The 26,589-nt window shown below is 71.4% G+C and carries 27 protein-coding genes and 1 pseudogene; 15 read left to right on the plus strand and 13 right to left on the minus strand.

All coding sequences use genetic code 11. The features are described from left to right. Positions 1-31: 31 nt before the first annotated feature. Both ACFVQ0_RS22905 and ACFVQ0_RS22910 read right to left on the minus strand, forming a co-directional pair. Positions 32-238 (minus strand): DUF5999 family protein, encoded by a 207-nt coding sequence (locus tag ACFVQ0_RS22905; RefSeq protein WP_390090798.1) that lies wholly within the window; start codon positions 236-238, stop codon positions 32-34. Positions 239-579: 341 nt separating this feature from the next. After that, complete coding sequence (locus ACFVQ0_RS22910; RefSeq protein ID WP_390090800.1) at positions 580-1,173, minus strand: hypothetical protein; 594 nt, start codon at positions 1,171-1,173, stop codon at positions 580-582. 482 nt (positions 1,174-1,655) lie between these two features. Here ACFVQ0_RS22910 and ACFVQ0_RS22915 point away from each other — a divergent pair, with 482 nt between their 5' ends. After that, positions 1,656-3,161, plus strand: coding sequence for a glutamate-cysteine ligase family protein (locus ACFVQ0_RS22915; protein ID WP_390090802.1), 1,506 nt, complete (start codon positions 1,656-1,658; stop codon positions 3,159-3,161). 11 nt (positions 3,162-3,172) lie between these two features. On the opposite strand, the gene ACFVQ0_RS22920 is transcribed toward ACFVQ0_RS22915, so the two are convergent. Continuing rightward, a complete protein-coding gene (locus ACFVQ0_RS22920) occupies positions 3,173-4,960 on the minus strand; it encodes a substrate-binding and VWA domain-containing protein (protein WP_390090804.1) in 1,788 nt (595 codons plus the stop codon). 184 nt (positions 4,961-5,144) lie between these two features. On the opposite strand from ACFVQ0_RS22920, the gene ACFVQ0_RS22925 reads away from it, so the two are divergent. Next, positions 5,145-5,924: a CPBP family intramembrane glutamic endopeptidase gene (locus ACFVQ0_RS22925; RefSeq protein ID WP_390090806.1), complete on the plus strand. Its 780-nt coding sequence runs from the start codon at positions 5,145-5,147 to the stop codon at positions 5,922-5,924. Between the two features lie 26 nt (positions 5,925-5,950). On the opposite strand, the gene ACFVQ0_RS22930 is transcribed toward ACFVQ0_RS22925, so the two are convergent. After that, complete coding sequence (locus tag ACFVQ0_RS22930; protein ID WP_390090808.1) at positions 5,951-6,766, minus strand: PhzF family phenazine biosynthesis protein; 816 nt, start codon at positions 6,764-6,766, stop codon at positions 5,951-5,953. 147 nt (positions 6,767-6,913) lie between these two features. Between ACFVQ0_RS22930 and ACFVQ0_RS22935 the strand changes: the two genes are divergently transcribed. Continuing rightward, positions 6,914-7,492 carry a carboxymuconolactone decarboxylase family protein gene (locus ACFVQ0_RS22935; RefSeq protein ID WP_390090809.1) on the plus strand — a complete coding sequence of 193 codons (579 nt, stop codon included), beginning with the start codon at positions 6,914-6,916 and terminating at the stop codon, positions 7,490-7,492. After that, entirely contained in the window at positions 7,489-8,361 is an 873-nt protein-coding gene (locus ACFVQ0_RS22940; protein WP_390090811.1) for an RNA polymerase sigma-70 factor, read from the plus strand. The genes ACFVQ0_RS22935 and ACFVQ0_RS22940 overlap by 4 nt, the downstream gene beginning before the upstream one ends. A gap of 107 nt (positions 8,362-8,468) precedes the next feature. Here ACFVQ0_RS22940 and ACFVQ0_RS22945 read toward each other — a convergent pair whose 3' ends face one another. Beyond that, positions 8,469-9,527, minus strand: a complete 1,059-nt coding sequence (locus ACFVQ0_RS22945) for a phosphotransferase (protein WP_390090813.1) — start codon at positions 9,525-9,527, stop codon at positions 8,469-8,471. A gap of 96 nt (positions 9,528-9,623) precedes the next feature. Between ACFVQ0_RS22945 and ACFVQ0_RS22950 the strand changes: the two genes are divergently transcribed. Next, positions 9,624-10,262 (plus strand): PadR family transcriptional regulator, encoded by a 639-nt coding sequence (locus ACFVQ0_RS22950; RefSeq protein WP_390090815.1) that lies wholly within the window; start codon positions 9,624-9,626, stop codon positions 10,260-10,262. A 131-nt stretch (positions 10,263-10,393) separates the two neighbouring features. On the opposite strand, the gene ACFVQ0_RS22955 is transcribed toward ACFVQ0_RS22950, so the two are convergent. Both ACFVQ0_RS22955 and ACFVQ0_RS22960 read right to left on the minus strand, forming a co-directional pair. Continuing rightward, entirely contained in the window at positions 10,394-10,825 is a 432-nt protein-coding gene (locus ACFVQ0_RS22955; RefSeq protein WP_390090817.1) for an SRPBCC family protein, read from the minus strand. A 78-nt stretch (positions 10,826-10,903) separates the two neighbouring features. After that, positions 10,904-11,098, minus strand: a complete 195-nt coding sequence (locus ACFVQ0_RS22960; protein WP_390090819.1) for a hypothetical protein — start codon at positions 11,096-11,098, stop codon at positions 10,904-10,906. Between the two features lie 243 nt (positions 11,099-11,341). Here ACFVQ0_RS22960 and ACFVQ0_RS22965 point away from each other — a divergent pair, with 243 nt between their 5' ends. The 3 genes from ACFVQ0_RS22965 (at position 11,342) to ACFVQ0_RS22975 (ending at position 14,175) form a co-directional block, all read left to right on the plus strand. After that, positions 11,342-11,884 (plus strand): Clp protease N-terminal domain-containing protein, encoded by a 543-nt coding sequence (locus tag ACFVQ0_RS22965; protein WP_390090821.1) that lies wholly within the window; start codon positions 11,342-11,344, stop codon positions 11,882-11,884. 169 nt (positions 11,885-12,053) lie between these two features. After that, the gene (locus ACFVQ0_RS22970) at positions 12,054-13,058 is read left to right on the plus strand and encodes a DMT family transporter (protein WP_390090823.1); all 1,005 of its coding nucleotides are present in this window, start codon (positions 12,054-12,056) and stop codon (positions 13,056-13,058) included. Between the two features lie 157 nt (positions 13,059-13,215). Continuing rightward, positions 13,216-14,175: a DMT family transporter gene (locus ACFVQ0_RS22975; RefSeq protein ID WP_390090825.1), complete on the plus strand. Its 960-nt coding sequence runs from the start codon at positions 13,216-13,218 to the stop codon at positions 14,173-14,175. 57 nt (positions 14,176-14,232) lie between these two features. On the opposite strand, the gene ACFVQ0_RS22980 is transcribed toward ACFVQ0_RS22975, so the two are convergent. Beyond that, a complete protein-coding gene (locus tag ACFVQ0_RS22980; protein ID WP_390090827.1) occupies positions 14,233-14,928 on the minus strand; it encodes a pyridoxamine 5'-phosphate oxidase family protein in 696 nt (231 codons plus the stop codon). 35 nt (positions 14,929-14,963) lie between these two features. On the opposite strand from ACFVQ0_RS22980, the gene ACFVQ0_RS22985 reads away from it, so the two are divergent. After that, complete coding sequence (locus tag ACFVQ0_RS22985; RefSeq protein ID WP_390090829.1) at positions 14,964-16,295, plus strand: aminotransferase class I/II-fold pyridoxal phosphate-dependent enzyme; 1,332 nt, start codon at positions 14,964-14,966, stop codon at positions 16,293-16,295. A 161-nt stretch (positions 16,296-16,456) separates the two neighbouring features. Further along, positions 16,457-17,278, plus strand: a complete 822-nt coding sequence (locus tag ACFVQ0_RS22990; protein ID WP_390090831.1) for an APH(3'') family aminoglycoside O-phosphotransferase — start codon at positions 16,457-16,459, stop codon at positions 17,276-17,278. Here ACFVQ0_RS22990 and ACFVQ0_RS22995 read toward each other — a convergent pair. Next, positions 17,273-18,277 (minus strand): annotated as a pseudogene (locus tag ACFVQ0_RS22995) (DMT family transporter); the annotation flags it as partial. The gene ACFVQ0_RS22990 and the pseudogene ACFVQ0_RS22995 sit on opposite strands and share 6 nt — an antisense overlap. A 74-nt stretch (positions 18,278-18,351) precedes the next feature. On the opposite strand from ACFVQ0_RS22995, the gene ACFVQ0_RS23000 reads away from it, so the two are divergent. Continuing rightward, complete coding sequence (locus ACFVQ0_RS23000; RefSeq protein ID WP_390090833.1) at positions 18,352-19,272, plus strand: LysR family transcriptional regulator; 921 nt, start codon at positions 18,352-18,354, stop codon at positions 19,270-19,272. Between the two features lie 35 nt (positions 19,273-19,307). Here the strand turns inward: ACFVQ0_RS23000 and ACFVQ0_RS23005 are convergent, their stop codons facing one another. Then, positions 19,308-19,784 carry a pyridoxamine 5'-phosphate oxidase family protein gene (locus ACFVQ0_RS23005; RefSeq protein WP_390090835.1) on the minus strand — a complete coding sequence of 159 codons (477 nt, stop codon included), beginning with the start codon at positions 19,782-19,784 and terminating at the stop codon, positions 19,308-19,310. Between the two features lie 124 nt (positions 19,785-19,908). Here ACFVQ0_RS23005 and ACFVQ0_RS23010 point away from each other — a divergent pair, with 124 nt between their 5' ends. Continuing rightward, the gene (locus ACFVQ0_RS23010) at positions 19,909-20,586 is read left to right on the plus strand and encodes a cysteine hydrolase (protein ID WP_390090837.1); all 678 of its coding nucleotides are present in this window, start codon (positions 19,909-19,911) and stop codon (positions 20,584-20,586) included. On the opposite strand, the gene ACFVQ0_RS23015 is transcribed toward ACFVQ0_RS23010, so the two are convergent. The 3 genes from ACFVQ0_RS23015 to ACFVQ0_RS23025 all read right to left on the minus strand — a co-directional run bounded on the left by ACFVQ0_RS23015 (position 20,570) and on the right by ACFVQ0_RS23025 (position 24,554). Further along, positions 20,570-21,028: a Rieske (2Fe-2S) protein gene (locus tag ACFVQ0_RS23015; protein WP_390090839.1), complete on the minus strand. Its 459-nt coding sequence runs from the start codon at positions 21,026-21,028 to the stop codon at positions 20,570-20,572. The two genes, ACFVQ0_RS23010 and ACFVQ0_RS23015, sit on opposite strands and share 17 nt — an antisense overlap. Before the next feature lie 73 nt (positions 21,029-21,101). Next, positions 21,102-23,303: a prolyl oligopeptidase family serine peptidase gene (locus ACFVQ0_RS23020; protein ID WP_390090841.1), complete on the minus strand. Its 2,202-nt coding sequence runs from the start codon at positions 23,301-23,303 to the stop codon at positions 21,102-21,104. Positions 23,304-23,348: 45 nt separating this feature from the next. Continuing rightward, a complete protein-coding gene (locus ACFVQ0_RS23025) occupies positions 23,349-24,554 on the minus strand; it encodes a cytochrome P450 (protein ID WP_390091354.1) in 1,206 nt (401 codons plus the stop codon). 303 nt (positions 24,555-24,857) lie between these two features. On the opposite strand from ACFVQ0_RS23025, the gene ACFVQ0_RS23030 reads away from it, so the two are divergent. From ACFVQ0_RS23030 to ACFVQ0_RS23040, 3 genes are all read left to right on the plus strand, one after another. Continuing rightward, positions 24,858-25,085, plus strand: coding sequence for a hypothetical protein (locus tag ACFVQ0_RS23030; protein WP_390090843.1), 228 nt, complete (start codon positions 24,858-24,860; stop codon positions 25,083-25,085). A gap of 88 nt (positions 25,086-25,173) precedes the next feature. Further along, on the plus strand, positions 25,174-25,593 hold the full coding sequence (locus ACFVQ0_RS23035; protein WP_390090845.1) for a hypothetical protein: 420 nt from the start codon (positions 25,174-25,176) through the stop codon (positions 25,591-25,593). Positions 25,594-25,704: 111 nt separating this feature from the next. Then, positions 25,705-26,457, plus strand: coding sequence for a thioesterase II family protein (locus tag ACFVQ0_RS23040; RefSeq protein ID WP_390090847.1), 753 nt, complete (start codon positions 25,705-25,707; stop codon positions 26,455-26,457). Positions 26,458-26,589 lie beyond the last annotated feature (132 nt).

Consider the following 26,589-nt stretch of genomic DNA (forward strand, 5'->3'; position numbering starts at 1 on the left):
GCCCCTCCCCGTATCCGCCTGTCCGCCCCGGTCAGGCGGCCTTCACCACCCGGCCCGTTTCCAGCGGCCGGTGGGGCGCGATGATCTGCCCGTCCGGGAGCAGCTCACCGGTGTCCTCGAAGAGCAGGACGCCGTTGCACAGCAGGCTCCAGCCCTGTTCCGGATGGTGTGCCACCGGGCGTGCTGCCTCCCGGTCGGCTGAGTCGGCTGTGGGGCAGGGTGGCTGGTGCTGACACATGGCTGGGTTCTTTCGCTGCGTTGAGTTGAGTGTCCTGCGGCTTGAAGAGGTGTTCATGGCCGCCCCCCGTATCGATCGGTCCGGTCCCAGTGTTGCCCCACGGGCGTCAATCCGCAGGGATTTCGCGGCAGCGCTGCTTCTCCTCTCATGACGCGTCACCCGGCCGGACGGTTCAACGCAACTGCCCTGTCAATTCGGGTGGTTCGGGGTGGCCGGATGGGGCTAGTCCGGATGGGGCGCGAACGCGCCCCCGCGCACTGTCCCCCGCGCGCTGCCGCGCGCACTGTGCCCCGCCACCGGAATCGGAGGCGGGGCACAGTGAAGTGGGGGGCGGCCGGAGGTCAGGCCGGGGAGCCGAGCAGGGGGCCGGGGCCGGGCGTGATGCGGGTGGTGATCACGGGAAGCAGCTCGGCGACCTGGTGCGGACGGTGTGCCGCGATGCCCGGAGGGGCGGGAGCCAGTGGTACCAGTAGATCGGCCGGGGCGGGGGACCCGGTGGACGCGTCGGCCTCGGTGTCCTCGTGCAGCCACAGCGCCAGCATGTAGAGCTCCGGAATGGACAGCAGCCTCGGCTGGTAGTGCGTGCTCGCCGCCTCCGCCTGGCGCAGGGCGAGTTCCGTCGAGGCGATGTAGGGGCCCTCGAAGAAGTGCGAGAACGTCCAGCCGTCGGGGGTGAGCATGGTGTCCGCCGCGGCGATCGCCCGCTCCGCGCCGCGGATCTGGAAGCGCCAGGCGGTGAGCCGGGTGGTGGGTGCGAGTCCGCCCGGCCCGCCGCGGTCCAGCATGTGTACGGGGAGCGGGTGTTCGGGGCTCAGGGGGCCGTGGGCCGACCGCAGGGCAGGTGTTCGGGCCTCGCGGACCGCGGTGGGTGAACCGAGTGCCGCGAGGACGCTTCTCAGCGCGGGCGCGGGGGCCGGAGGAACATGCAGGGGCATAGTGGGTCGCCTCTCACTTCGGAGACACGGTGGAGCGTGGGCGGGTGCAGACGGCGCTGTCGGCGTGCGGGGCCAGAGGAGGCCGGTGACTGAGCCGGTGCGTCAACTCTCTGCCTCGTCCGCGGAGTTTATACGACACGTGTTCACGCGGTGATTCCACTAGCCGTCACTACTATTGCCGGCAAGGCAGTATCCAGACTTTATTATGCGGAGATTATGCTGATTCGGTGTGAGCGGCGCAGCTGCCGCCTCGGGTTTTCCCTCCGACGCGGTAGGCCGAAACACGTCGGTGCTTTTCTCACACCCCGAACGGTGGAAACCGCTCACTGCCTCATGCCGAGTGAATGTGCCCCGGGCCGCGGTCATCAGATTAGCGGGTGCGCACCGTCCGCGGGGCGTTATGGATCACCCCGTCTGGGCATTATCGATCGTGACGCGAGCGGTCTGGGCCGCGGGCCGCCCACTCATGGAGGGACACGTCGATGGGGGAGAAGGTCGTGGCGGGAGCCTTTGACCTGTCCGATCGGCAGAGGTACCGACGGAAGCTCCACCAGTGCCTTGAGGGGCTGGAGAGGCTACTGGCGGAGCGGAGATTCGACCGGCCGCGCAACCTCATGGGCATGGAGATCGAGCTGAACCTGGCGGGTTCCGACGGCATGCCGAAGATGTTGAATGGACAGGTTCTTGAGCGCATCGCGAGCCGGGATTTCCAGACGGAACTCGGGATGTTCAATCTGGAAGTGAACATTGTTCCCCACCGGCTGGACGGCCGCGTTCTCGATCAGCTGGCCGAAGAGCTGCGGACCGGCCTCGGATATGCCGACCGGAAGGCCGGCGAGGTCGATGCCGGGATCATGATGATCGGAATCCTGCCCACCGTCGGCAGTGCGGACATGGTCCGCGGGAACCTGTCCGACGTGGACCGCTACGCGCTGCTGAACGACCAAATGGTGGCGGCGCGCGGCGAGGATTTCTCCCTCGATATCGAAGGTGTGGAGCGCCTGGTCTGCACCTCCGGCTCGATCGCGCCGGAGGCGGCCTGCACCTCGGTCCAGCTCCATCTGCAGGTGACCCCGGAACGGTTCTCCGACGTCTGGAACGCGGCCCAGGCCGTTGCCGCGGTCCAGGTGGCCCTGGGAGCCAATTCGCCCTTCCTGTTCGGACGGGAGCTGTGGCGGGAGTCGCGTCCGCCGCTCTTCCAGCAGGCCACGGACACCAGGCCGCCCGAACTGCAGAACCAGGGGGTGCGTCCCAGGACCTGGTTCGGGGAGCGGTGGACGGATTCGGCGTACGAGCTCTTCGAGGAGAACGTGCGCTACTTCCCCCCGCTCCTGCCCATCTGCGACGAGGAGGAGCCGCTGCGGGTCCTCGACGAGGGCGGGGTGCCCCGGCTCCAGGAACTCGTGCTCCACAACGGCACGGTCTACCGCTGGAACCGGCCGGTGTACGGGCTGGCCGACGGTGTTCCCCACCTCCGGGTGGAGAACCGGGTGCTGCCCGCCGGGCCGACCGTCGCGGACGTGATCGCCAACGCCGCGCTCTACTACGGGCTCGTGCGGGCCCTGGCGGAGGAGGCCCGCCCGGTGTGGACGAGGATGCCGTTCGCCGCCGCCGCCGAGAACTTCGACACCGCCTGCCGCCGGGGCATCGACGCCGAGCTGCTCTGGCCCCGGCCCGGCCGCGCCGGCGGGCTGACCCGGGTCCCGGCCGCCAAGCTCGTACGGGACGAACTGCTGCCGCTGGCGGCCGCCGGGCTCGACGCGTGGAACATCGAACCCGCCGACCGCGACCACTACCTCGGGATCATCGAGGAGCGCTGCAAACGGCGGACCAACGGCGCCTCCTGGCAGGCGGACACCTACCACCGGGCGCGCGAGTCCGGACTGGGGCGGGACGACGCGCTCGCCGCCATGACCCGGCGGTACGTCGAACTGATGCAGGCCGGGGAGCCTGTGCACAGCTGGCCGGTGGGCATCGCGGGAACATGAGCGGCCGGTGGTTATTCCTGGGCGGCGCGGCCGCTCTGCCCGGCGGTCATGACCGCCTGAAGGATCACTGCCTGGATCTCGGCCGGGTCGTTGACCTGGTAACCACCGCCGCCGGTCACCTTGGCTATCTCGTTCACCTCTTCGCGGTCGGCGTCGGGGCCGACCGCGATGGCGAGCAGCGGCACCGGTCGCTCGGGGTCGGCGATCCGGGTGAGCTCCGCGATCAGGGCGCTGCGCGAGATGGAATGGTCATCCTGGTTCGAGCCGTCGGTGAGGATCACGACGGCGTTGAACTTGCCCTTCACATAGGTGCGCTGCGCCTCCTTGTAGGCGGCCAGCGTGGTGTCGTACAGCCCCGTCGCCCCGTCAGGCACGGGATGCAGGGCGGAGAAGGCGTCCGTGAGCTTCGCACGGTGGGTGCCGCCGTCCTTCGTCTTCTCCCCGAGCCGGCCGGTCGCCACCAGCCGGCGGTAGTCCTTGTCGCCGTCGAGCCGGGTGGCGAACTCCCAGAGGCCGATCTCGTCGTTCGGGGTGAACTGGTTGAGGGCCTCGATCAGGGAGGCCTTGGTGACGTCCATCCGGGACTGGTTGCGGCCCGGCACGATCGTGGCCATCGATCCCGAGGCATCGACGACGGTGGTGAGCCGCGCGCTCTGGACGGTGATCGTCCACATCCCGAGGGTTTCCTGAAGCGTCTCGTCGGAAGGCGCCGTGGCGGGTGAGGTGGCGTACGGCTGCGGCGACCTGCCGCCCGCGGAGGCAACCAGTGTGTCGCCCGCCGTCCCGTCGACCGTCCGGAACCCGTGTTCCTCCAGTGTGCGCTGCGCGCTCTCCTCGGACAGCAGGGTCATGAACCGCAGCGCCGCCCGGCTCTTGTCCGTGCTGAGCTGGTCCTCGTTGACCAGCGCGAAGGGATAGTCGAGCAGCGGGGTGCCGTCCTTCGGGTAGAACAGGTTGAGCTTCCCGGCCCCGGTCGACTCGGCGTTGTGGGTGAACGCGGCCTGCTCGGACAGCAGCACCGCCTGGTTGCGGGCGGGGTTGCCCTCCTCGGCGCCCGAGTCGTCGCCGGCCAGGGTCCCGAGCACCTGGGTGTCGCCGTCCGACATCCGCTGGGCGAGGAGCTTGGCGGTGGCCGCGACCCTGGTGTCGCTGTCGCCGCCCTGTTTGTCGGAGGACGCGCCGATGCTGGTGAGCGCCAGCAGCCCGGTGGCGCTGCGCGCCGGGTCGGCCGAGCCCAGCCGCACCTTGTCGGACTCCATGGCCGTGGCCATCAGCTCGGCCCAGGTGTACTTCTTCTCCGGCCAGCCGAGGGTCTTGGCGGCGGAGGGCACCATGGCCAGGGCCACCGGGGAGGAGGCCACGGAGTCGCCCGGGGTGACGGGAACGGCGTCGCCGGTCCCCTTCGCCCGGCTCAGCCAGAGGTCGGAATCCGGCAGCCACATCTGGTAGTCGGGCTTGCCGGTGCCGGCGGCGAGCGCGTCGGCGACCTTGTACGAGTCACGGGCCAGCACCTCGACGTCGAGACAGTGGCCGTCGGATCTCAGATCGTCCTTGCGGGCCTTGTCGGCCACCGCGCGCACGGCGGGCGCGATATCGGGCGAGGCCACCATGGACAGGTGCACCGCGGAGTCCTCGCAGGACTTCGAGAACGACAGCAAGCCCCCCTGGGCCGCTACCGCCGTTCCCGCCGCCACGGCGAGAACGAGGGCGGTGGCGATGGCTACGGTACGACGGCGGTTCGGTGCACGGTCCCCGCTTCCGTCCGTCGTGTAGTCGTCGGGCAAGCTGTGACGTCCCATGTCGGTGGTGCCCCTCCTTGAGGATGAACAAGGAAAAGGGGGACCACACCATCGGCAATGGTGCTTGTCCCCCGGCCTGTCGCGCATGATCTTCGTACCTGTATTCGAGACCCTAGCGGGGCGGGGAGCGGCATGGGACGTGAATGCACAACTGAAGGCAGGTGTACAGGTGGAGGCGGGGCGCGTGGCTGATTCTTATCCTCAGGAGGCCGTGTCACGACGGATCTTGCGGTCCGAGACGGTGCTGGTGCTGGCGCTCTCACTGGGAGCCAGCGGGGTGTCTGCCCTGATCAGTTTTGTCGGATCGCTGACGAAACCAGGGGGTTTGAAGGACCAGGCGGCGACGCTCAACAGCTCCGCCGCACCCGGCCGTCCCTGGCTCGATCTCGCCTGGCAGCTCTTCGGTATCGCGACCGCGCTGGTGCCCGTCGCGCTGGTCGCCCATCTCCTGCTCCGCGAGGGGACGGGCCTGCGGGCGATCGGTTTCGACCGGACCAGGCCGGGACCGGATCTGGGGCGCGGCGCGCTGGTGGCGGCGGGCATCGGCAGCGCCGGGCTGGCCTTCTATCTGGTGGCGCGGGCCGCCGGATTCAACCTCACGGTCGTCCCCGAGTCGCTGCCCGACGTGTGGTGGAAGTTCCCGGTACTGATCCTTTCTGCGGTCCAGAACTCCGTACTGGAGGAAGTGATCGTCGTCGGATACCTGCTGCGCCGGCTGGGGCAGTTGGGCTGGACCCCGATGGCCGCCCTGCTGGCCAGTTCGGTGCTGCGGGGCTCGTACCACCTCTATCAGGGGATCGGCGGGTTCATCGGGAACATGGTGATGGGCGTCGTCTTCGTGCTGCTGTACCGCCGTTGGCAGCGGGTGGGGCCGCTGGTGGCCGCGCACGCCCTGCTCGACATCGGGGCGTTCGTCGGATACGCGCTGCTCGCCGGGAAGGTGGGCTGGCTGCCCACGCCGTGAGCGGCCGGAGGCGGGGATCCTGCCCGCTACGGGGCGACGAGCAGTTCTCCGTCCAGGACCGTGACGGCGTCGCCGGTCAGCAGGGTCCGGTCGCCCCGCAGCGTGGTGCGGACGAGACCGGACCGGGCGGACGCCTGGAGGCCTGTCAGGTCGTCGCGGCCGAGCCGGGCCGACCAGAACGGCGCCAGGGCGGTGTGGGCGCTGCCCGTCACGGGGTCCTCCTCGATGCCCACGGCGGGGAAGAAGCCGCGGGAGACGAAGTCGTAGCCGGACCCGGTGGCCGCGGCCGTGGCGATGACGCCGCGCCGCGAGTGGGCGGTCAGCGCCGCGAATTCCGGGGTCAGTCCCCGTACGGCCGCCTCGTCGGCCAGTTCCACGAGCAGGTCGCCGGTGTGCGGGCCCGTGTCGTGTACGGATACGGGCTCCGCGCCCAGTGCGGCGGCCAGCCAGTCCGGCGTGGGCTCCGGGGTCAGCGGCGCGGTGGGGAAGTCGAGCGTGAGCGAGCCGTCCGGCCGGGCGGTCGAGGTGAGGATGCCGCACCGGGCGGTGAAGCGCACGGTGCCGCTCGCGACGGCCGTGGTGTGCAGGACGTGGGCGGTGGCGAGGGTGGCGTGGCCGCACATGTCGACCTCGGTGGCCGGGGTGAACCAGCGCAGCGCCCAGTCCGCGGCGCCGCCCGGCGGCAGCGGGTGCGCGAACGCGGTCTCGGACAGATTCAGCTCCGCCGCGATCTGCTGGAGCCGGCTGTCATCGGGGAAGCCTTCCGGGCCGAGCAGCAGGACGCCTGCGGGATTGCCGGTGAAGGGGCGGTCGGTGAACGCGTCGACGATTCGAATCCTCATGCCGCGACCGTAGGCGCGCCGCGAATCCGTAGGCCAAGGCCAATTCCGGATCGGCGGACTGATCTGTCCCGCCTCCGGGCGGGTGTCACATCCGCGGGCCCGGCGGTGTCTTCATGCCAAAGCAGGAAAACCTCAGAGGAGAACACGATGGCACTGCGCGTTCCGAAGGCCGAGCTCCCCGCCGAGCTCCGTGAGAACCTGATCAAGCAGCTCGGTTCCGTGCCCGAGCCCAACGAGGTGCTGTGGAACAACCCCAAGCTCGCCGAGGCCAACCTGGCGTTCTCGGCCCAGGTGGCCACCTGGGACGCGGCCGACGAGAGCCTCAAGACGTTCGCTCACATGACCGTCGCGGCGCAGATCGGCTGCAGTTGGTGCCTCGACATCAACTACTTCGCGGCACTGAACCAGAACCTGGACCTGACCAAGGCGAGCCAGGTGCCGCGCTGGCGGGAGTCGGAGGTGTTCACGCCGCTGGAGCGGGAGGTGATGGAGTACGCCGAGGCCATGACGAACACGCCGCCGACCGTCACCGATGAGCTGTCGGCGAGTCTGCTCGGCCGGCTCGGCCCGGCGGCGCTGGTCGAGATCACCGTGTTCATCGGCTTCGCCAATCTGGCGGCCAGGTGCAACACGGCACATGGGATCACCTCACAGGGCTACTCCGAAGCCTGCGGGATCCCGCTGGCCGCGCGTCCTGAGACGTCCGACGCAGCGTCGACGTCATGACCGAGGACCCGTTCGTCGCCCATCGCAGTCTGCTGTTCACGGTCGCCTACGAGATGCTCGGTTCGGCGGCCGACGCGGAGGACGTGCTGCAGGAGTCCTGGCTGCGGTGGGCCGAGGTCGACCGGTCGCGGGTGAACGACGCGCGGGCGTACCTCGTCAGGACCGTCACACGGCAGTCGCTCAACCGGCTGCGGACGTTGGCGCGCAGCCGCGAGGACTATGTCGGCGAGTGGCTGCCGGAACCGTTGCTGACCAGCCCTGATGTCGCCGAGGACGTGGAGCTGGCGGAGAGCGTCTCGATCGCGATGCTCACCGTCCTCGAAACGCTGGGGCCGACGGAGCGGGCGGTGTTCGTGCTCCGCGAGGTCTTCGAGCTGCCGTACGGCGAGATCGCCGGGGCCATCGGGAAGTCCGCGGCCACGGTGCGGCAGATCGCGCGGCGAGCACGCGAGCATGTGGCGGCCAGACGTCCGCGGGTCCAGGTGAGCCCGTCGGAGCAGCAGGCCGTGGTGGAGCGGTTCCTGCGGGCACTGCGCACCGGGCAGTTGCAGGAGCTGGTCGAGGTCATGGCGCCGGACGTGGTCCTGATCGCCGACGGCGGCGGGCTGGCGGCCGCCGCTCTGGCGCCGATCCACGGGGTCGAGCTGGTGGCGAAGGTGCTCGGGCGCGCCAACCAGGTGGACGCGGCCGTGCTCACGACGACGGCCGTGTGGCTCAACGGCGCCCCCGCGGGCCGGATCGAGATCGAGGGCGAGCCGGCCACAGCGGTGAGTCTGGTGGTGGAGAACGGGCGGATCACCCGGGTCTACCTGGTGAGAAACCCGCGGAAGCTGACGCGACTGGACGAACCGGCCGAACTCGCCAGGTAGGCCGGTTGCTGCCGCTCCGGTGTCGTGAGTGTTCCGGGCGAAACCGTCCGGAACACTCACGACACCGCCAACCGCAAGGCGTGCGGATCCGGCCGAAGGAACATGCCCTAGTACCAAGGGCGGGCGTCATGCGTGGGCAGCGGACGCAGCTTCGGCCAGCGTTCGAGCAGGCGCCCGGCCAGGTCGGAGCTGAGGCGGCCGACGGCGTGCAGGTGATCGTGGTCGCGGGTCATGCCGGCGACCACGTCGAGGCGGTGGACGAGCCGCTCACGGGCGGAGACGTAGCCCCACTCGAAGTCCTCCGCGGGCACCCGGGCGAGCTGGTCAGCGGTCCCGCGATGGGCCCGCTCGACGAGCGCGTCGCCCTGGATCAGCCAGCCCGCGCACGCGTCGGCGAGGTCGCCCGGCACGTCCTTCCCGGTGAGGCCGCGCCAGGTGGTCCGGTAGACGTCCTCGACCTCCGTGAGCGGGGCCGCGGTGACCGACATGGCACACCAGCAGGTGGGGAAGCCGATGCGGAAGTAGGCGAGTTCGACCAGGCCGTTGCCGAGCGAGGCCCGCTCGAAGTCGACGAAGCGGACGCCGTCGGCGGTGCGCAGATCATTGCCGGGGCAGGGGTCGCCGTGCAGCAGCGCATGGTGCGGGGTGGGGTCCAGCCGTTCCAGGAGACCGGCGAGTTCATCGGGAACCGTGGGCGGTACGGGCACGTCGAGCGCCCTGGCCAGCGTGAGGAAGGACTCCGCGTCGGTGGCCGTGGGCCCCGACGAGACCGGTAGTGCGCCCGCGTCGGCGGGTCCGGTCAGGGCGTGCAGCCGGGCGAGCGACTCGGCGTACCCCGGCATCCAGTCGTCCGTCCTGCCGAGGTCGTCCAGGTGCTCCAGGACCATCACCCGCGAGGGCAGGTCCGTGGCGAGCACCACGGGGGCCACGGCGGGACCGGAGGCCCGCCCCGCCAGGCGCAGCCCGGCGACCTCCCGCGCGAAGCGCGTGTCCGCGTCGGCGCCCGCGTCCCCTCCGTCGGTGATCTGCTTGACGATCACCAGCCGCCCGTCGGTCAGCCGCACCCGCCACACCCGTGACCGCGGACTGCTGTCCAGGAGTTCGGCCAGCTCGGGCGTGCCCACGGTGGAGTGCAGCGCCTCATTGAACGGAACACGATTCAGCATGCCGACGAGCGTAGCCCGGAAGGGGGTTTGCCAGGCGACCGGTTCCGATATATCGTTGAAGCATCGCGACCGATCAACGATAGAAGGAGAACAGTCATGCGATCACATGGATATGAACACGGACATGGGCACGGGCATGGGCATGGGCACGGCCCCGGTGGACACGGCGAGCGCGGACGGGGTGACTTCGAAGGGCGCCGGGCGGCCTTCGGGCAGTTCGGACCGCCTTTCGGCGGCGGACCGTTCGGCGGTGGCCCCTTCGGGGGTGGGCGCGGCCGGGGCGGTGGCCGGGGAAGGGCACGCCGCGGTGACGTACGCGCGTCGATCCTGGCCCTGCTGAAGGACCGGCCGATGCACGGCTACGAGATGATTCAGGAGATCGGCGAGCGCAGCGGCGGGGCCTGGCGGCCCAGTCCCGGCTCGGTCTACCCGACCCTCCAGCTCCTGGAGGACGAGGGCCTGATCGTCAGCGCCAGCGAGGGCGGCAAGAAGCTGTTCACGCTGACCGACACCGGCCGCACCGAGGCGGAGTCGGGCCCCGAGGCGCCCTGGGAAGAGGCCGGTCGCGGCGTCGACTGGGAAGGCGTCAACGAGATCCGGCAGGCCGGATTCGGTCTGATGGAGGCGTTCGGCCAGGTCTGGAAGACCGGCTCCGCGGATCAGCGCGAGAAGGCGCTCACGGTCATCAACGACGCCCGCAAGAAGCTCTACCTGATCCTCGCCGACGAGCACTGAGCCGGTGGTGCGAAGGCTGATGAGCTGTACGTCGAAAAGGCCCCGCGGAATGTCCTGCGGGGCCTTTTCGACGCCGGTGTGCGAACGGCCGGCGTGTGCGGCCGGTCCGCCGGTCCGGCCGTCCGTCGGTTTCAGACGACGATCAGTCCGTCCAGTTTGCGCAGCGACTCGATGAGGGCGGCAGTGGCCGAGTCCTTGAGTTTGCCGGCCATCAGGGAGACCGCCGCCCCCGTGAACTCGCCGTCGATGCGGACTGTTGTGGCGTCCCCGTCCGGTGTCAGCGCGTAGCGCATCTTCAGGTTGACACCCATGGGGCCCTTTCCGGTGGTCGTCAGCAGGCGGCCGTCATCCAGTTCGGCGATCGTCCACGTCACCTCGGCCGGGAACCCCATGAGCTTCATGTTCTCCTCATAGGTGCCGGCGAGCTCCAGCGTGGCGGGTCCGCCCTTGGGGAAGCTGGTGTGGGTGGCGTTCCACTCCCCGTACGTGCTGAAGTCGGTCAGCTGGGCCCAGACCTTCTCGGCCGGTGCCTCGATGCGCGCCTCTGCACTGACTTCGGCCATGCGACCACCCCTTCTCGGCGGGTTACGGTGTCGCGGAACGTAGCCGCAGGGGCTTCAATACTCAATACTGATGAACCGTCAGATCCGGGGTTCCGTTCCGGTCCGCCAGATCCGCGCCGAGTCGAAGCTGTCCGAGGCGCGCGGGTGCGGACCGTCGTCGTGGCAGTGGAACGCCGCCCAGAACAGGTCGGCGGGCAGCGCGTCGCGGGGCGCGTGGACCCGGTAGACGTAGTCACGTCCGTCCAGTGCGGGCAGGGCGACCAGCCAGCTCACCTCCGGCACCCCTCCCGTCGCCGCAACAGTGCTCCGGGCTGTGGGACGTGCACGGAGACGTTTCCGGTTGCTCCGGGAGCGCAGGGCAAGGCGGCGCGCGCCGATTCCCGGCATTGGATTCCAGAACGGCGCGATCTCATCCGTAAGGAGGAGGAGTCGCGCTTCTGTGCCCAACTCGGGTGGGATGCGTCAATGGGCCTCTCCGGGGACGATCCGGTCCGTCAGGGCTGATGAGGTAGGAGAGTGCAGAACCGGACACCGCGGATTCCTCAGCAACCCGCACCGAACCACCGTGCCGAGGCCGACGCCGAGCTCACCGACGAGCTGGCCGCCGTGGTCACGGGTGCGCGCAGGCGAGCCCTCCGTGACGGCGATCAGCAGATCGACACGGCTCATCTGCTGCACTCCCTGATCGAATCCGACCCCGCGGTCCGCACCGCCTTCGACGGCGGCCCGCAGCTGGCCAGGGTGCTCGGCTATCTCGTCCAGCGCAGTATCGGCTACGGGCTCCGCTGGCAGGGTGCGATCGAGGACTCCGGTGCCATCCCGGTCGTCCCGGCCGCGCCGAACGCGGTGGCCGAGGGCTGGTCGCCGGCCGCCGGGTCCGCGATGGAGGACGCCCATCGTCGCGCCCGGCTCCTGGGCCGGGAACGGGCCTGCGGGCTCGATCTGCTCGCCGCGCTCGCCGCTGACCCGCGGTGCCGGGCCGTCGAGGTGCTGGAGCGGGCGGGCGTGGACGCGGGGCTGCTCGCGGACCGGATCGTCGACACCTCCGGCCACGAGTGATTGCCGGGCCGGACCGGTGGCCCCGCGCTCGGCGCCGAAGCGCTGCGTGAACAGCGCCGCGTCCATGTCCGTCTGCTCTCGTAGGCGGGGGAGGCGGTGACGGCGGGGTGTCAGCCGCGTCAGGTGTCACCGGGGTGACGCTCCTGACGGCAGCTGTCATGATGTGCCGATGCACGCGTCTCAGGGTAGAAGCGCCGGCCTGGGACTCGCCCTCGCCTCGGCCTTCGCGTTCGGTGGTTCCGGAGTGGCGGCCAAGCCGCTGATCGAGGCGGGGATCGACCCGCTCCATGTGGTGTGGCTCCGGGTGGCGGGCGCCGCGCTCGTCATGCTGCCGGTGGCCTGGCGCCACCGCGCACTGGTGCGCAGCCGGCCCGTGCTGCTGCTGGGCTTCGGGCTGCTCGCCGTCGCGGGCGTCCAGGCCTGCTACTTCATGGCGATCTCCCGCATCCCGGTCGGGGTGGCGCTGCTGGTCGAATACCTCGCCCCGGCGCTCGTCCTGGGCTGGGTGCGCTTCGTCCAGCACCGCCCGGTGACCAGGGCGGCCGCGGTGGGCGTGGTCCTGGCCGTGGGCGGTCTGGCGTGCGTGGTCGAGGTGTGGTCCGGGCTGACCTTCGACATCGTCGGCCTGCTGCTCGCGCTCGGCGCGGCCTGCTGCCAGGTCGGTTACTTCGTCCTCTCCGACCAGGGCAGCGGCGAGCAGGCGGCGGGTGCCGGGACTCCGCACCCGGTCGGGGTCATCGCCTACGGGCTGCTGATCGGTACCGCGGTCCTCACCGTGGTGGCCCGGCCCTGGGGCATGGACTGGTCCCGGCTCGGCGGGAGCACCACCATGAATGGCACGGATGTGCCCGCCTGGGCGCTGCTCGTCTGGATCGTGCTGCTCGCCACCGTCATCGCGTACGTCACCGGAGTCATCTCGGTGCGGATGCTGTCCCCGGCCGTCGCGGGCGTCGTCGCCTGTCTGGAAGCGGTCATCGCGACCGTGCTCGCCTGGGTTCTGCTCGGGGAGCATCTGGCGGCGCCGCAGCTCATCGGCGGATTCCTGGTGCTTTTCGGTGCCTTCATCGCGCAGTCCTCGACACCGAAGGCGCCCTCGGGGCCCGTCGCTTCAGGGCCGGGCGGTGAGCTCGCCGGCGCCGAGGGGGAGTTGTCCGCCGGTCGTGCCGCCTCGTAGGGTGACGATCATGCGTCTCACCGTACTTCCGCCTCCCGCCGCTTAGCGCGGGCGGCCACCTCTGACGAAGACCGGGCTCGGGCAGTCCCCGAGCGGTTCGTCGCTGCCCGCGTGCGCGGCCGAGCGACCACTTTCCCGTCTTCCTTGGAGAAGTCACGTGTCGAATCCTGCTTCCGGCCTGTCCACCGGGCGGAGCCTGTGCTATTTGATCATCGCCGGAGTGGCCTGGGGCACGGCCGGTGCCGCCGCCTCGCTGATCTTCGGGGCCAGTGATCTCGGACCCCTCGCGCTGTCGTTCTGGCGGTGCGCGGGCGGCCTCGTACTCCTGCTCGCCGCGCTGGGGCTGCGGCCCGCGCGGGCGGCGGCCGCTGCCGAGCCCCGTCGGCGGCGGCTGCTGCGGACCGTCGGTACCGGTGTGGGGCTCACCGTCTTCCAGACGGCCTACTTCGCCGCGGTCCAGGTCACCGGCCTCGCGGTCGGGACCGTCGTCACACTCGGGGCGGGCCCGGTCCTCATCGCCGTCGGCGCCCGGATCACCATGGGGGAGCGGCTGGGCGGCGGCGGGATCGCCGCGGTGGCGGGCGCGCTGACCGGGCTCGCCGTACTGGTGCTCGGCGGCGACGCCGGTACGGTGCGGCCCGCCGGTATCGCGCTGGCCCTGCTCTCCGCGGCCGGTTACGCGTCGATCACCCTGCTGACCCGTTGGCTCGGCCGGGACGGTGGCGGGGGCGACGCGCTGGCGACCAGCGCCTGGGCGTTCGCCATCGCGGCGGTACTGCTGCTGCCGATGGCGGCCGGTGAGGGAATCATGCCGACGACCGCGCACCCGGTACAGGTGGTGGCCCTGATGGTGTACGTCGCCGCCATCCCGACCGCACTCGCCTACGCGCTCTACTTCGAGGGGGCCGCGGTGGTGCGCGCCGCCACCGTCTCGGTGATCATGCTCCTCGAACCGGTGAGCGCGGCGTTCATCGCCGTCGTCGTGCTCCGTGAGGAGCTCACCGCGGCCACGGTCACCGGGACCCTGCTGCTGCTCATCGCCGTGGCCGGGCTGGCGGTGACCGAGATGCGGGGCGCCGCGAACACCCGCCGGGAGGCGGCGGCTGCCCACGTATGACCGACGGAGGGCGGGCCGGTCCCACATGACGGGCCGGCCCGCCCTCCCCGGTGCGGTTCAGAGCGCCTTGAGGTAATCCGGAACCGCGATGGCGGGATCGAGGTCGGCCGCGGGGACTGGGGCCGCGAATCCGTGTGTGAGCGGGACGACACCGGTCCAGTGGGGCAGTGCGAGGTCTTCGGGTTCGTCGTTCGGGCCGCCGGTGCGGACCTTGGCGGACACCTCCCGCAGATCCAGCCGGAGCACGGCGGTGGCCGCCAGCTCCTTCTCGTTGGCCGGACGTGAGTCCCGTGAGCGCCCCGGAACGACCTGCTCCACGATCGCGTCGAGCGCGGTGCGCCGCTCCTCGGGGTCCGTCACCGCGTGCGCGGTCCCGTGGACCACCACCGAGCGGTAGTTGATGGAGTGGTGGAAGGCGGAGCGGGCCAGCACCAGCCCGTCGACGTGCGTCACCGTCAGACACACGGCGAGTCCTTCGGAGCTCCCGCCGGCCGTCCGCAGCGGGCGGGAGCCGGTGGAGCCGTGCACGTAGAGCCGCTCACCGATCCGGCCGAAGAGCGTCGGAAGGACGACGGGGGCGCCGTCGCGTACGAAGCCGAGGTGACAGACACAGGCCTCGTCGAGTATCGAGTGGATCTGCTCGCGGTCGTACCCGGCCCGTTCGCGGGAGCGGGTCGGGATCGTGCGCCCGGTCGGTTCGTAAGCGGCTGCGGCGTCCGGGCCCGTGGTCTGCGGTGGTTGGGTGTCCGGCATTGCGTACTCCATTGCACTAGTGCATACTGTTCTTTGTGCTAGGAGAGTATCGGATCACCGGACGGCGGGCATCGGAAATTGCCGCCAGCGTGGAGCGGGCAGTCGGCTCGGGGGAGCTGGCTCCCGGCCAAGTGCTGCCACCCATGCGGGAGTTGGCGACGCTGCTGGAGGTGAATCCCAATACGGTGGCGGCCGCCTACCGCACCTTGCGTGAGCGCGGGGTGATCGAGACGGCGGGGCGCAGAGGGAGCCGGGTCCGGCCGCGCCCCGCGAGCACCGCGCGGGGGTCGCTGCGGGTCGAGGCGCCGCCGGGCGTACGGGACCTGGGCACGGGGGATCCCGATCCGGCGCTGCTGCCCGCCCTGGGCGAGGCGTTCGCGGCGGTCACAGAGGCTTACGCGCAGTCGCCCGGGATGTACGCGCAGGCGCCCGTGGACGCGGAGTTCGCCGCGCTCGCGCGAGGCGCGTTCGACGCCGACGGCGTCCCGGCCGGGCCGGTGGTCGCCACCTCGGGATCGCTCGACGCGATCGAGCGGGTGCTGACCGCCCATCTCAGACCGGGCGACGCGGTGGCCGTCGAGGATCCGGGCTGGGGCAGTCTGCTGGATCTCGTGCCCGCGCTGGGAATGCGCCCCGTTCCGGTGGCGCTCGACGACGACGGGCCGCTGCCGGACGCCCTCGAAGCGGCGCTGCGAGCGGGCGCCCGTGCGGTCGTCGTCACCGGCCGGGCGCAGAATCCGACCGGAGCCGCGATCGGAGCCGGGCGCGCGGCCGAACTGCGCGCGGTGCTCGCGGGGCACCGGGGCGTGCTGCTGATCGAGGACGACCACGGGCACGCGATCGTCGATCTGCCGCTGCACACCCTGACGGGCGCCACCGACCGCTGGGCGGTGGTCCGTTCGGTGGCCAAGGCGTACGGGCCGGATCTGCGGGTCGCCGTGCTGACGGGCGACGCGGTCACGGCCGACCGGGTGTCGGGGCGGCAGCGGCTGGGGCCCGGCTGGGTCAGCAAACTGCTGCAGCGGGCGATGGTGCACCTGTGGACCTCGGGCGCCGTGGATCCGCGCGAGGTGGCCCGGTCGTACGCGCTGCGCCGGGACGCGCTGGTACGGGCACTGGAGGCGCGGGGCGTCGCGGCGCACGGCCGGAGCGGGATGAACGTGTGGGTCCCGGTGAGCGACGAGACCGGGGCCGTGGCGCGGCTCCTGCACACGGGCTGGGCGGTGGCGCCCGGAGCCCGGTTCCGGCTGTCCGCGCCGCAGGGGATCCGGATCACCGTGTCCCCGCTCGTCGACGCGGACATCGGCCCGCTGGCGGACGCGGTGGCGGCAGCGGCGGGGCCCGCCCGGCCGCTGAGCTACGGCTGAGCCAGCCCTGAGCCGGCGCTTTGGCGGGGAGGGGGAGAGGGGGCACCGGCCCGGACGTGGAACAGCGTGAGTGCCCCGGCCGGCCGGAGGCTCGGGCGCGTCGCCGGGGGTGGAGATCCGCGGTCCCGGCCCGCTGTGCCGGGCTGGCTAGAGTGGCCGCCATGAGCGATCGTCGCGGAACTCGGACCCCCTCGCCGGTGCTGCTCGGCGTGGATGGTTCTGGCTGGTCGCCTGTCACCGCGGGCGAGTCGGGAGCAACCGTCTTCCGCAGCGCGGACGCCACTCGGTACGCCAAGTGTGTGCCCGCCGCGGAGGTGGCTGATCTGGAGGCCGAGCGCGACCGGGTGGCGTGGCTGAGTGGCCAGGGTGTACCAGGCCCCCGGGTGCTCGACTGGCGGTCCGGTGACGACGGCGCCTGTCTGGTGACGCGTGCTGTCCCCGGTGTACCCGCTGACCAGGTGCCTGCCGAGGATCTGTGGGCCGCCTGGGAACACATTGCGGACGCGGTGCGCCGGCTGCACGATCTGCCCGTGTCCCAGTGCCCGTTCCGCCGGAATCTGGACGACATGGTCGCCTTGGCGCGCGACGTCGTGGCCCGTGACGCCGTCAGCCCCGAGTTCCTCCCCGTCGAACAGCAGCGGACGCCCGCCCCTGACCTGCTGGCCCGCCTCACCCGGCAGGTCTCCCGGCGACGGGAGCAGGAAGCCGCCGACACGGTCGTGTGTCACGGGGACCTGTGCCTGCCCAACATCATCCTCGATCCGCGGACCATGGAGGTGTCAGGCTTCATCGACCTGGGCCGCCTCGGACTGGCCGACCGCTATGCCGACCTGGCACTGCTGCTCGCCAACGCGCGGGAAACCTGGACGGACGAGGAGCGGGCTCGGGCTGCCGACACGGCCTTCGCCGCGAGGTACGGCATCGCGCTCGACCACGACCGGCTGCGCTTCTACCTCCATCTCGACCCGCTCACCTGGGGCTGACCGGTCTCCGCAGCCGGTCGCGGGCGCTTCGCAGGCTGGGGCGGCGTGCCTGGTGGGCCGGGGTCTGCTCTGGGTCAGAGCGGCCCCCGCCAGGACCACGAGGGCGCCGACCGGGGTGTTCCAGTTCAGCTGTTCGCCCAGCACGGTGACTCCGGCGGCGGTGGCGATCACCGGGATGAAATAGGTGACCATCTGCGCGGTCGTCGGGCCGACCTCGGTGACCAGTCCGTACTGGAGGAGTACCGCGAGTCCCGTACCGAGGGCCCCGAGAGCGACCACGGCCAGGGTGGGAAGCAACGGAAACCCTGCCGGGGCGGAGGTGAACAACGGGGTGACCAGAGCGAGTTGCACGGTACCGAGGAAGAGCTGGCTGCCCGTCAGTGCGAGCGCGGAGGAGCCGCTGCCCGCCAGTGTCCGGCGGACGTAGATCCAGCCGACCGGATAGCTGAGGGAGGCCAGCAGAGCCATCGCGGTACCGGTGACGTCCAGTCCGGAGAAGCCCTGCCAGGCACCCAGTACGGTCAGCACTCCGAGGAAGCCGAGTCCGAGACCGGCGACCCGGCGTCGGGTGGGCCGGTCCTCCGAGAGCGCGACCACGGACAGCGCCATGCCCCACAGGGGCGAGGTCGCGTTGCAGATTCCGGCCAGCGTCGAGGGGATGGTCAGCTCGGCGTACGCGAAGAGCGAGAACGGCAGCGCGTTGAGGAAGAAGGCGGCCACGGCCAGATGGCCCCAGGTGCGGGCCGTGCGTGGCAGCCGCTCCCGCTTCACCGTCATCGCCACCACCAGCACCGCCGTGCCCGACAGCAGTCGGCCGAGGGTGACCTGGAACGGCGCGTACCCGTCGGTGCCGACCTTGATCAGGAGGAAGCTGAAACCCCAGATGAGCGACAGCGCCGCGAAACGCAGCCGCCAGTCCAGAGCCGGCCGGGCCGCTGCGGGAGATGCGGGGGCTGCGGAAGACGCGGGAGGCGGGGGAGAAGCAGGCGGTGCGCTCATGCGGTCCACGATGACGAAGGCGATCTCGTAGCACAAGTGAGAGTTTGTGCGACCATCCGCGTAGCATCGCTTATATGTTGAACCTGGAGCGCCTCCGCACCCTGGATGCCCTGGCCCGGCTCGGCTCTGTCAGTGCCGCCGCCGAGGGTCTGCACGTCACCACGTCGGCCGTCTCTCAGCAGCTGGCCAAGCTGGAACGCGAGGTCGGGCAGCAGCTGCTCGCCAAGAACGGCCGCGGGGTCCGGCTCACCGACGCGGGGCAGCTGCTCGCCGATCACTCGGCCCGGATTCTCTCCCAGGTCGAGCTCGCCCAGTCCGACATCGAGGCGCAGCGGGGCGAGGTGGTCGGTGAGATCCGGCTGGCAGCGTTCCCCACCGCGGCGCGCGGCCTCTTCCCGTCCGCCCTGCTCGCCCTGCGCGCGGATCACTCCGAACTCCGGGTGCGTACCAGCGAGCTGGAGCCCGAGGCCGGAATCCGTGCGGTGTTCAGGGGGGACGTCGACCTCGCGGTGGTGCTGGACTGGAGCAACAAGCGGCTGCCGGTGCCGGGTGGTCTGGCCACGGCTCAACTGCTGGACGACGTACCGGACATCGCGATGCCGGCCGGGCACCGGCTGGCGGACCGGGCGGAGGTGGATCTGGAGGAGTTCGCGGACGACGACTGGGTCTCCTGGCCCGAGGGTGAGTTCTGTTACGAGTGGCTGATGTTCACCCTGCGCTCCAAGGGCATCGAGCCGCGCATCACCCATCTCGCGGGTGAGCACCACACCCAACTCGCCCTGATCGCCGCCGGAATGGGGGTATGCGTGGCGCCCAGGCTCGGGCGCGGTCCGGTGCCGGACGGGGTGCGGCTGGTGCCCGTACGGCAGCGGATGCGGCGTCACGTCCATGCCGTCTGGCGGGTGGACGCGGACCGGCGGCCCTCGATCAGGGCGGCGGTCGCGGCATTGCGGGGGGCGGGCCGGGCCCTGAACGAGCCGTTGGAGGGGGAGTAGGGCCGAGGCGACGACGTACGCCCCTCCCGTCGCCGTCAGATGCCGGGCAGGGCGACGAGTTTACCGAAGTCCCAGGAGGTGACGGCCTCCGGTGTGAGCCGCAGCCACGCATGCCGGCCGTCGTGCGGCATCACCTCCATGCCGAAGTACTTCGCGGCGAACAGCTGCTCCGGGACGGCGAGTTCCGGGCAGGGATCGCCCGTGCGCGGGGCCTCCCCGACGAACACCGCGTCGCCCGAGAGCTCGATGCCGCGCAGCTCCCCGTACTCCACTCCGTCATCGACGACCACCGCGATCCTCGGGTCCCGGCCGAGCTGTGACCAGCGCAGACTCCGGGTGATCGAGTACAGCCACATCGAGCTGCCGTCCCAGCAGAACCAGAGCGCTCCGACGTGCGGGCGTCCGTCGGGGCCGACGGTGGCGACCCGGCAGGTGCGCTGCTGCGCGAGATAGGCGTCGCGCTCCTCGTCCGTCATCATGATCCGGCGGCCCCGTCGCTGTGTGACGGCCATGGAGAGCCTCCTCCTGTTAGCTGACTATGTGTCAGAAATCATGGAGGCTCTTCCCTCATCGCGCAATGGCGGTTAGCCTCGCGCGCCCGCTCCTTCAGCGACTTCACCGATGCGACTTCACCCGATGCGACTTCACCGAGAGGGGCAGCCCGTGCCGTCCAGGCAACAGCTCGCGGAGCAGATCGATCCGGCCTCCACCGTCCTGCTGACGGTGGAGTGCCAGCAGGGTGTGGTGGGGACCGACAGCGCACTGCCCGAACTCGCCAAGGAGGCAAGGTCGTCGGGGGCGCTGCACAACGTGGCCAGGCTGGTCGCCGCGGCTCACGAGAGCGGTGTCCAGGTGCTGCACGCCGTGGCCGAACGCCGCCCGGACGGCCGCGGCGCCAACCACAACGCCCGGCTCTTCCGCGCCGCCGGGCGGCTGCCCGTGCAGCAGCACTCCGGAACCACGGCGGTACGGATAGCCGAGCCGATCGAGGTGGCGGACGAGGATCTCGTCGTCCGCAGACTCCACGGGCTCTCGCCCATCGCCGGCACGGACGTGGACGCGCTGCTGCGCAACCTCGGCTGCCGCACGCTCGTCGTCACCGGGGTGTCGGCCAACGTGGCCATCCCTAACGCCGTGTTCGACGCCGTGAACCTCGGCTACACGGCGGTGGTGCCGTCCGACGCCATCGCGGGGGTGCCCGCCGAATACACCCCCGCGATGATCCGCAACACCCTTGCCCTGGTCGCCACCGTCGCCACCACGGACGACGTGCTCGGCTGCTGGCTGGGCCGGGGCCCTACGAAGCGAGGCTGATCGAGTCGCCCTGCACGCTGATCGGGGCGGCCGGCAGCGGCTCGGTGGCGGGGCCCGCTTTCACATCGCCCGTAGCCACGTCGAACTTGCTGCCGTGGCATGGGCAGTTGATGGTGCCGTCCGCGACGCTCGACACCGCACAGCCCATGTGCGTGCACTTGGACGAGAACGCCTTGAACTCACCGGCCGCGGGCTGCGTCACCACCACTCCCTGCTCCGTGAAGATCTTGCCGCCGCCCTCCGGGATGTCCGTGGTCTTCGCGAGGACGGAACCCCCGCCGCCGGCCCCGCTCTCGCCGCTCTGCTTCACGGCACCGGAACCGGCGGACGCCTCCTTCGGTCCGCCGCACGCGGTGAGTACGGCGGCCACGGAGACGGCACCGGCCGCCGTGACGACGCCGCGGCGTCCCGGACGGGCCTCGTGGTCCTGCGATGCGCTCATACTTGCTGTCCCTTCCACGGTGTACTCGGCTCCGGAGCTCCGTCCACGGGCGCGTCCGGCGGGCACCCCGTGGTCAAAGCCCCAGGGACTTCCTCAGGAAATCCCGCTCCAGCAGCAACAGACCGCTCGCTGTGCGCTCCTGCCTGACCAGATGGCCGGCGCCCGACAGCGGCAGCACCGTATGCGGCCGGCCGGCGGCCAGCAGCGCTGCGGAGAACCGCAGCGTGTGAGCCACGGCCACATTGTCATCGGCAAGACCGTGCACCAGCATGAGCGGCCGGACCAGGGCACCGGCCTCGTCCAGGAGGGAATTGCGGGAGTAGCGCTCGGGAAACACCTCCGGGTGGCCCAGGAACCGTTCCTCCCAATGGGTGTCGTAGAGCCGCCGGTCGACCGACGCGGCACCGGCGACCGCGGCGTGGAAGACCTCCGGATGACGCAGCACCGCGGCCGCCGCCAGATAGCCGCTGAACGACCAGCCGCGCATCGCCACCCGGGTCAGGTCCAGCTCCGGGTGGAGCGCGGCCGCCGCGTGCAACGCGTCGATCTGGTCCCGCAGCACGGCGGTGAGACGGTCCCCGTGCACCGCCTTCTCCCAGTCCTCGCCACGCCCCGGCGTACCCCGCCCGTCGGTCACCAGGACCGCGAAGCCCTGCTCCGCGAACCACTGGGCGACCGCGACCCACCAGGTACGCACCTTCAGCACCACCTGCATGCCGTGCCCCGCGTAGGGGCTGAGCAGCACCGGCAGCGGAGCGTCGCCCGGGCGGTGCCACGACGGCAGGTACAGCCTGCTCCGCAGCTCCCGCTCCCCGAGGCTCAGCGTCAGCGGCCGAGGGGTGACGAGCGGTTCCTCCGCCAGTACCGCGATCCGGCCCGCCGGAACGCCGGACCGCAGCACCGTCACGGTGTGGCCGTCCGGGGTCCTGCTGTCCAGTACGACCGTCGGCCCGCCGACCGACGCCGTGTGCACACCGGGTGCGCCGCTGACCCGCACGAAACCCGCCTCGGACGAGTCGGGCGCGTACGACCAGACGTGGGTCTCGGTCGGCTCCTCGCAGGCGGTGAAGTACACCAGCCCGTCCGCCTCGCCCACCACTTCGTGGACCTCAAGGCCCGCCGGCGTCCGGGTACCACCGATGTCCAGCCCCTGGCTGTCGCCGCCCGGCCGGGCGGCGACGGTGAGCGCGCCTGAGGCGAGACGTAGCGGAGTGCCCCGCCGCAGCGACACCCAGGCGGGATCGTGGGTCATGTGCACGGCCCGGGTGCCGCCCGTGTGCTCGTCCACCTCCAGGACGTGGACGGACCGCTGGTCACGCGTCTGCACCGAGACCAGCGGCCCACGGCTGTCCCAGCCCGCCGACACGACGTACTCGAAGGCCCGGTCGGTCCAGGTGCCCTCGGGGTGGTCCGGGCCGGCGGCCGACGGCAGCCGGACATCGGTCCGTTCCCCCGACACCCGGACCAGATGCAGCGACACCTTCGCGTTCGGTGTGCCCGCCGCCGGATACGGCACCGCGCGCGGCGGCCGCTCCGGATCCGCCGGATCACTGATGTACCGGCGCCGGACCCCCGCCGTGTCCACCCGCGCCACCAGCAGCGCATCGCCGCGCGGCGACCACCAGTAGCCGCGCGAGCGCCCGATCGACTCCTGCGACACGTAGTCCGACAACCCGTACGTCACCTGCTCGCCGTCCGGACCGGCGAGCGTCCGGGAGCCCGTCCCGTCGGCCCGGACGACGTGCAGCGCGCCGTCCGACACGTACGCGACCAGGGAACCGTCGGGCGAGGGGCGCGGGTCCACCACCGGTCCCGGCGTGCGGATCCGGCGCGGCTCCCCGCCGTCGCAGCGCACCGTCCAGAGCGTGCCCCGCAGCGCGAAGGCCACCAGCTGTACGGCCTTGTCCGTCGCGTAGGAGACCACCCCGGAGGAGGTCTCCCCGGCCCGCTCCCGCCGCGCCAGCTCCTCCGCCGGCACCTCGCCCGACGGCCCGTCCGCGAGGCCGGGCCCGACGGGGTCCGCGAGTATCCGCTCCGCGCCGTTCTCGTAGAGCCAGAGGCGGCTCACCGGGTCGGTGCCCGAGGTGCCGCGTACGAAAAGCACCCGCTCGCCGTCCGGGGAGACGGTGAACTGCCGGGGCACCCCGAGCGAGAAGCGCCGGGTGCGGGCGAACTGGAGCGGGAACCGCTCGGCAGCGGTGGCGAGGGCATCGGCTGTGGCGCCGGCAGGTGGAGACGCGGGTGCGGGGGCCGGGGCGTCGGCGGGGGGAGTCATGGCGACACCATGACAGGTCGGAATCCGCCGGAGCCACCGGCCTCCTCAGCCGCGCAGCCGTACGGGCAGCCGCCGCACGCTGTTGCCGACGAACGACGCGTGCCGGGGCAGTTCGGACTCGGGCACGGCCAGATCGAGGCGGGGGAAGCGCGCGAAGAGCCGCTCAAGTGCCGTGACGCCCTCCATCCGGGCCAGTTGGGCGCCCATGCAGTAGTGCGCGCCATGGCCCAGCGAGAGGTGCCGGACCCCGCTGTCGCGGGTGATGTCGAAGCGTCCGGCATCGGGGCCGTGGGCCGACGGGTCGCGGCCGGCGGCGGAGTATCCGGCGAGCACCGGGGTGCCCTTGGGGATCACGGTGCCGCCGATGTCGAGGTCGCGGGTCGGGTAGCGGAACGGGAAGTAGCTGACCGGGCTGTCCCAGCGCAGCGTCTCCTCGACCACGTCCGCCCAGCTCGCGCCGCCGGAGCGCACCAGGTCGAGCTGGTCGCGGTGGGCGCACAGGGCCCGTACGGCGTTGGTGATCAGATTGAGCGTCGTCTCGTGGCCCGCGATGATCGTGAGCATCAGGGTGCCGATCAGCTCGTGCGGACCGAGCCGGTCGCCGCCGTCCTCGCGGGCCGCGATCAGGGCGCTGGTGAGATCGTCCCCCGGACTCTCCGTCCTGGCGGCGGCCACCGCGCTCAGCAGCTCCACCATCTCCCGGTTGGCCGCCCTCGCCTCCCGCGGACCGATGTCCGTGGCGACGATCCGGTTGGACAGCTCGTGCAGCCGGTCGTGGAGCGCGGCGTCCACGCCCAGCAGTTCGCAGATGACGCCCATCGGCAACGGCAGCGCGAAGCGCGCACGCAGATCGACGACACCGCCGCCGTTAGCGGCCGCCGATTCGAGACCGTCCAGCAGCGAGGCCGTCAACGCCTCCGTGCGCGGACGTAGTTCTTCGACGCGGCGCGCGGTGAACGCCTTGCTCATCAGTGAGCGCAGTCGCCGGTGATCGGCTCCGTCGGCGGTGGTCATCCCCTGCACGGTGGCGAAGGTCCGCAGCGGCCAGCCGTCGTCGATCTCACCGGACCTGAGCGCCGCGAAGTGCCGGGCGTCCTTGGCGACATCGGGGTGCGAGAGGAACTCCCTGAGCGCGTCGTGGCCCAGCACGGCCATTCCCGCCACCTCGCCGGGGAGAGTCACCGGGGCGACGGGGCCCCGGGCCAGCAGCCGGGCGTTGGCCGCGTGCGGACAGCCGCCCGCCGGGTCCATGCGGTGCGGGAGGTCGGCGGCGGGGTTCACCGGTGAAGTGCTCAACAGGGCCCTCCAGTTAATGAGTTACCCAGGTTTGTACCAGATCGGACGGGGCCGCGTGCCGGATCCCGCGAGCCCGGCCCGGCCCCGCCCGACCCGTACGGGTGGACTTGGGTCGACGCGTCTGATTCGGGGAGCTGCCGGGGCAGTGTCCCGTCGGAACCGGGTGGCCGAAGATGCCGCCCTAACTGCCGATCGCGGTGGGATGGGGAACTTACCGTCAACTCCTGTAAGCCATATCCGACGTCTTGGAGGACAGGCATGAACAACAGCATTCGTACGGCTGCCGCTGCCGCGGCTCTCGTCGCCGGTCTCGTCACGGTGAGCGGTACCGCCGACGCCGCCGAGCGTCCGGACCGGATCACCGGACAGGAGCAGCTCGCACAGAGCATCGCCAAGGCGGTCGCCGCCGAGCAGCAGAGCGGCGCCGTCACCGACGGGGTCATCGGCGGAATAGTACTCAACACATCTGTCGCGAGTTCCTGCTGACGAAGAGGAGGTGAGCACCGTGGACAGCACTGCGGACCTTGCCCGGGACGGGCAGGAGACTCCTCTGAGATGGTGTCCGAGCGGCGATGTGAGCCGTCCGGAGTCCGTCGTCCTCGGCGTGCGGTCCGGGGACGACGGCCAGGTCGTGTACCTGGCGGAGCCCGTACCGGCCGTCGACGTACTCGGAGCCATTCCGGAGGGGATCGCCCCCAACAGGGTGCTCCGGTTCGCCTCGCACTGCGTGTCGGACTGCGCGAACCGGGTCGGTGAGGCCTGCGGGCTGATCGAACGGATCACGACCGTGCCGGCCGGGAACGTACCGGCCGCCGTGCCGCGGTGCCACCTCCGCCCGCACTGCAAGTGGTGGAACCAGACCGGTGTGGAGGCCTGCCACCGCTGCCCCGCCCTCACCACGCTGGAACCCCGCGACAACGAACTCGCCGTTCTCGTCGCGGACCCGGCGACCACCCGCGAACAGCTGGAGAGCTGGGTTGCCGCCGCACAATGAGATGAGCCGTTCACAGGAGCGGGTCCGTTCACCGGAGCGGGCCCGCTCACTGTGCGTGTCCGCTCAAGGAGCCGGTCGCGGACCGGACCGAGCACGAGAGAAGGGACAGTTGTGAACGACTGGATACGGTGCTTCAGCCCGGCCCCCGAAGCCGGGGTCCAGGTGCTGTGCTTCCCGCACGCGGGAGGTTCGGCCAGTGGCTACTACCCGCTGTCGACCGAGCTCGCGGGGGTGGCGGAGACCTTGGTCGTGCAGTATCCGGGGCGGCACGACCGGATCGCCGAACCGTTCGCCGAGCGGTTCGGCGAGGTCGTGGACGCGGTGCTGGCCTCGCTCCCCACGGGCGACGGCCGCCCCCTCGTGCTGTTCGGCCACAGCATGGGCGCGCTCCTCGCGTTCGAGACGGCGCGGCGGCTGGCGGCGAAGGGACGGTCGCCCGCCGCCCTGTTCGTCTCCGGGAGCGAGGCCCCGGCGCTGCCGCGGCACGCCCGGCTGCCCAACCCGCCGAGCGACGACGACCTGATCGGCGAGATGCGGCTGCTGTCCGGCACGGGCGAGGAGCTGCTGACCGATCCGGAGATCCTGCGGCTCGCCCTGCCGCCGCTGCGCGCCGACTACGCGATGCTCTTCTCCCACACCCACGTTCCCGGGCCGCCGCTGCGCTGCCCGGTCGTCGCGCTGACCGGTGACAGGGACCCCAGGGTCTCCGTCGAGGGCGCGCGGGCCTGGGAGGAGGAGGGCACGGGCCCCTTCGAGCTGCATGTGCTGTCTGGCGGCCACTTCTTCCTGAACGACCACGTGGGCCGGGTCGCGGAACTCGTCGCGGCGTACGCGCCCGGCCGGGCGGTCCACATCACGGGCTGAACCGGCGGAACCAAGCTGAACCGGCTGAACACGCGGGCATCGCACAGGGGTGGGGGCCCCACCGGAAGGTCGGGGGCCCCCCCCACTGGAATTTGGTGTCGCGCACCGCCCCGAGCGCCCCGCGCCGGGCGG

The sequence above is a fragment of the Streptomyces sp. NPDC057900 genome, assembly GCF_042887885.1.
Lineage (GTDB): Bacteria > Actinomycetota > Actinomycetes > Streptomycetales > Streptomycetaceae > Streptomyces.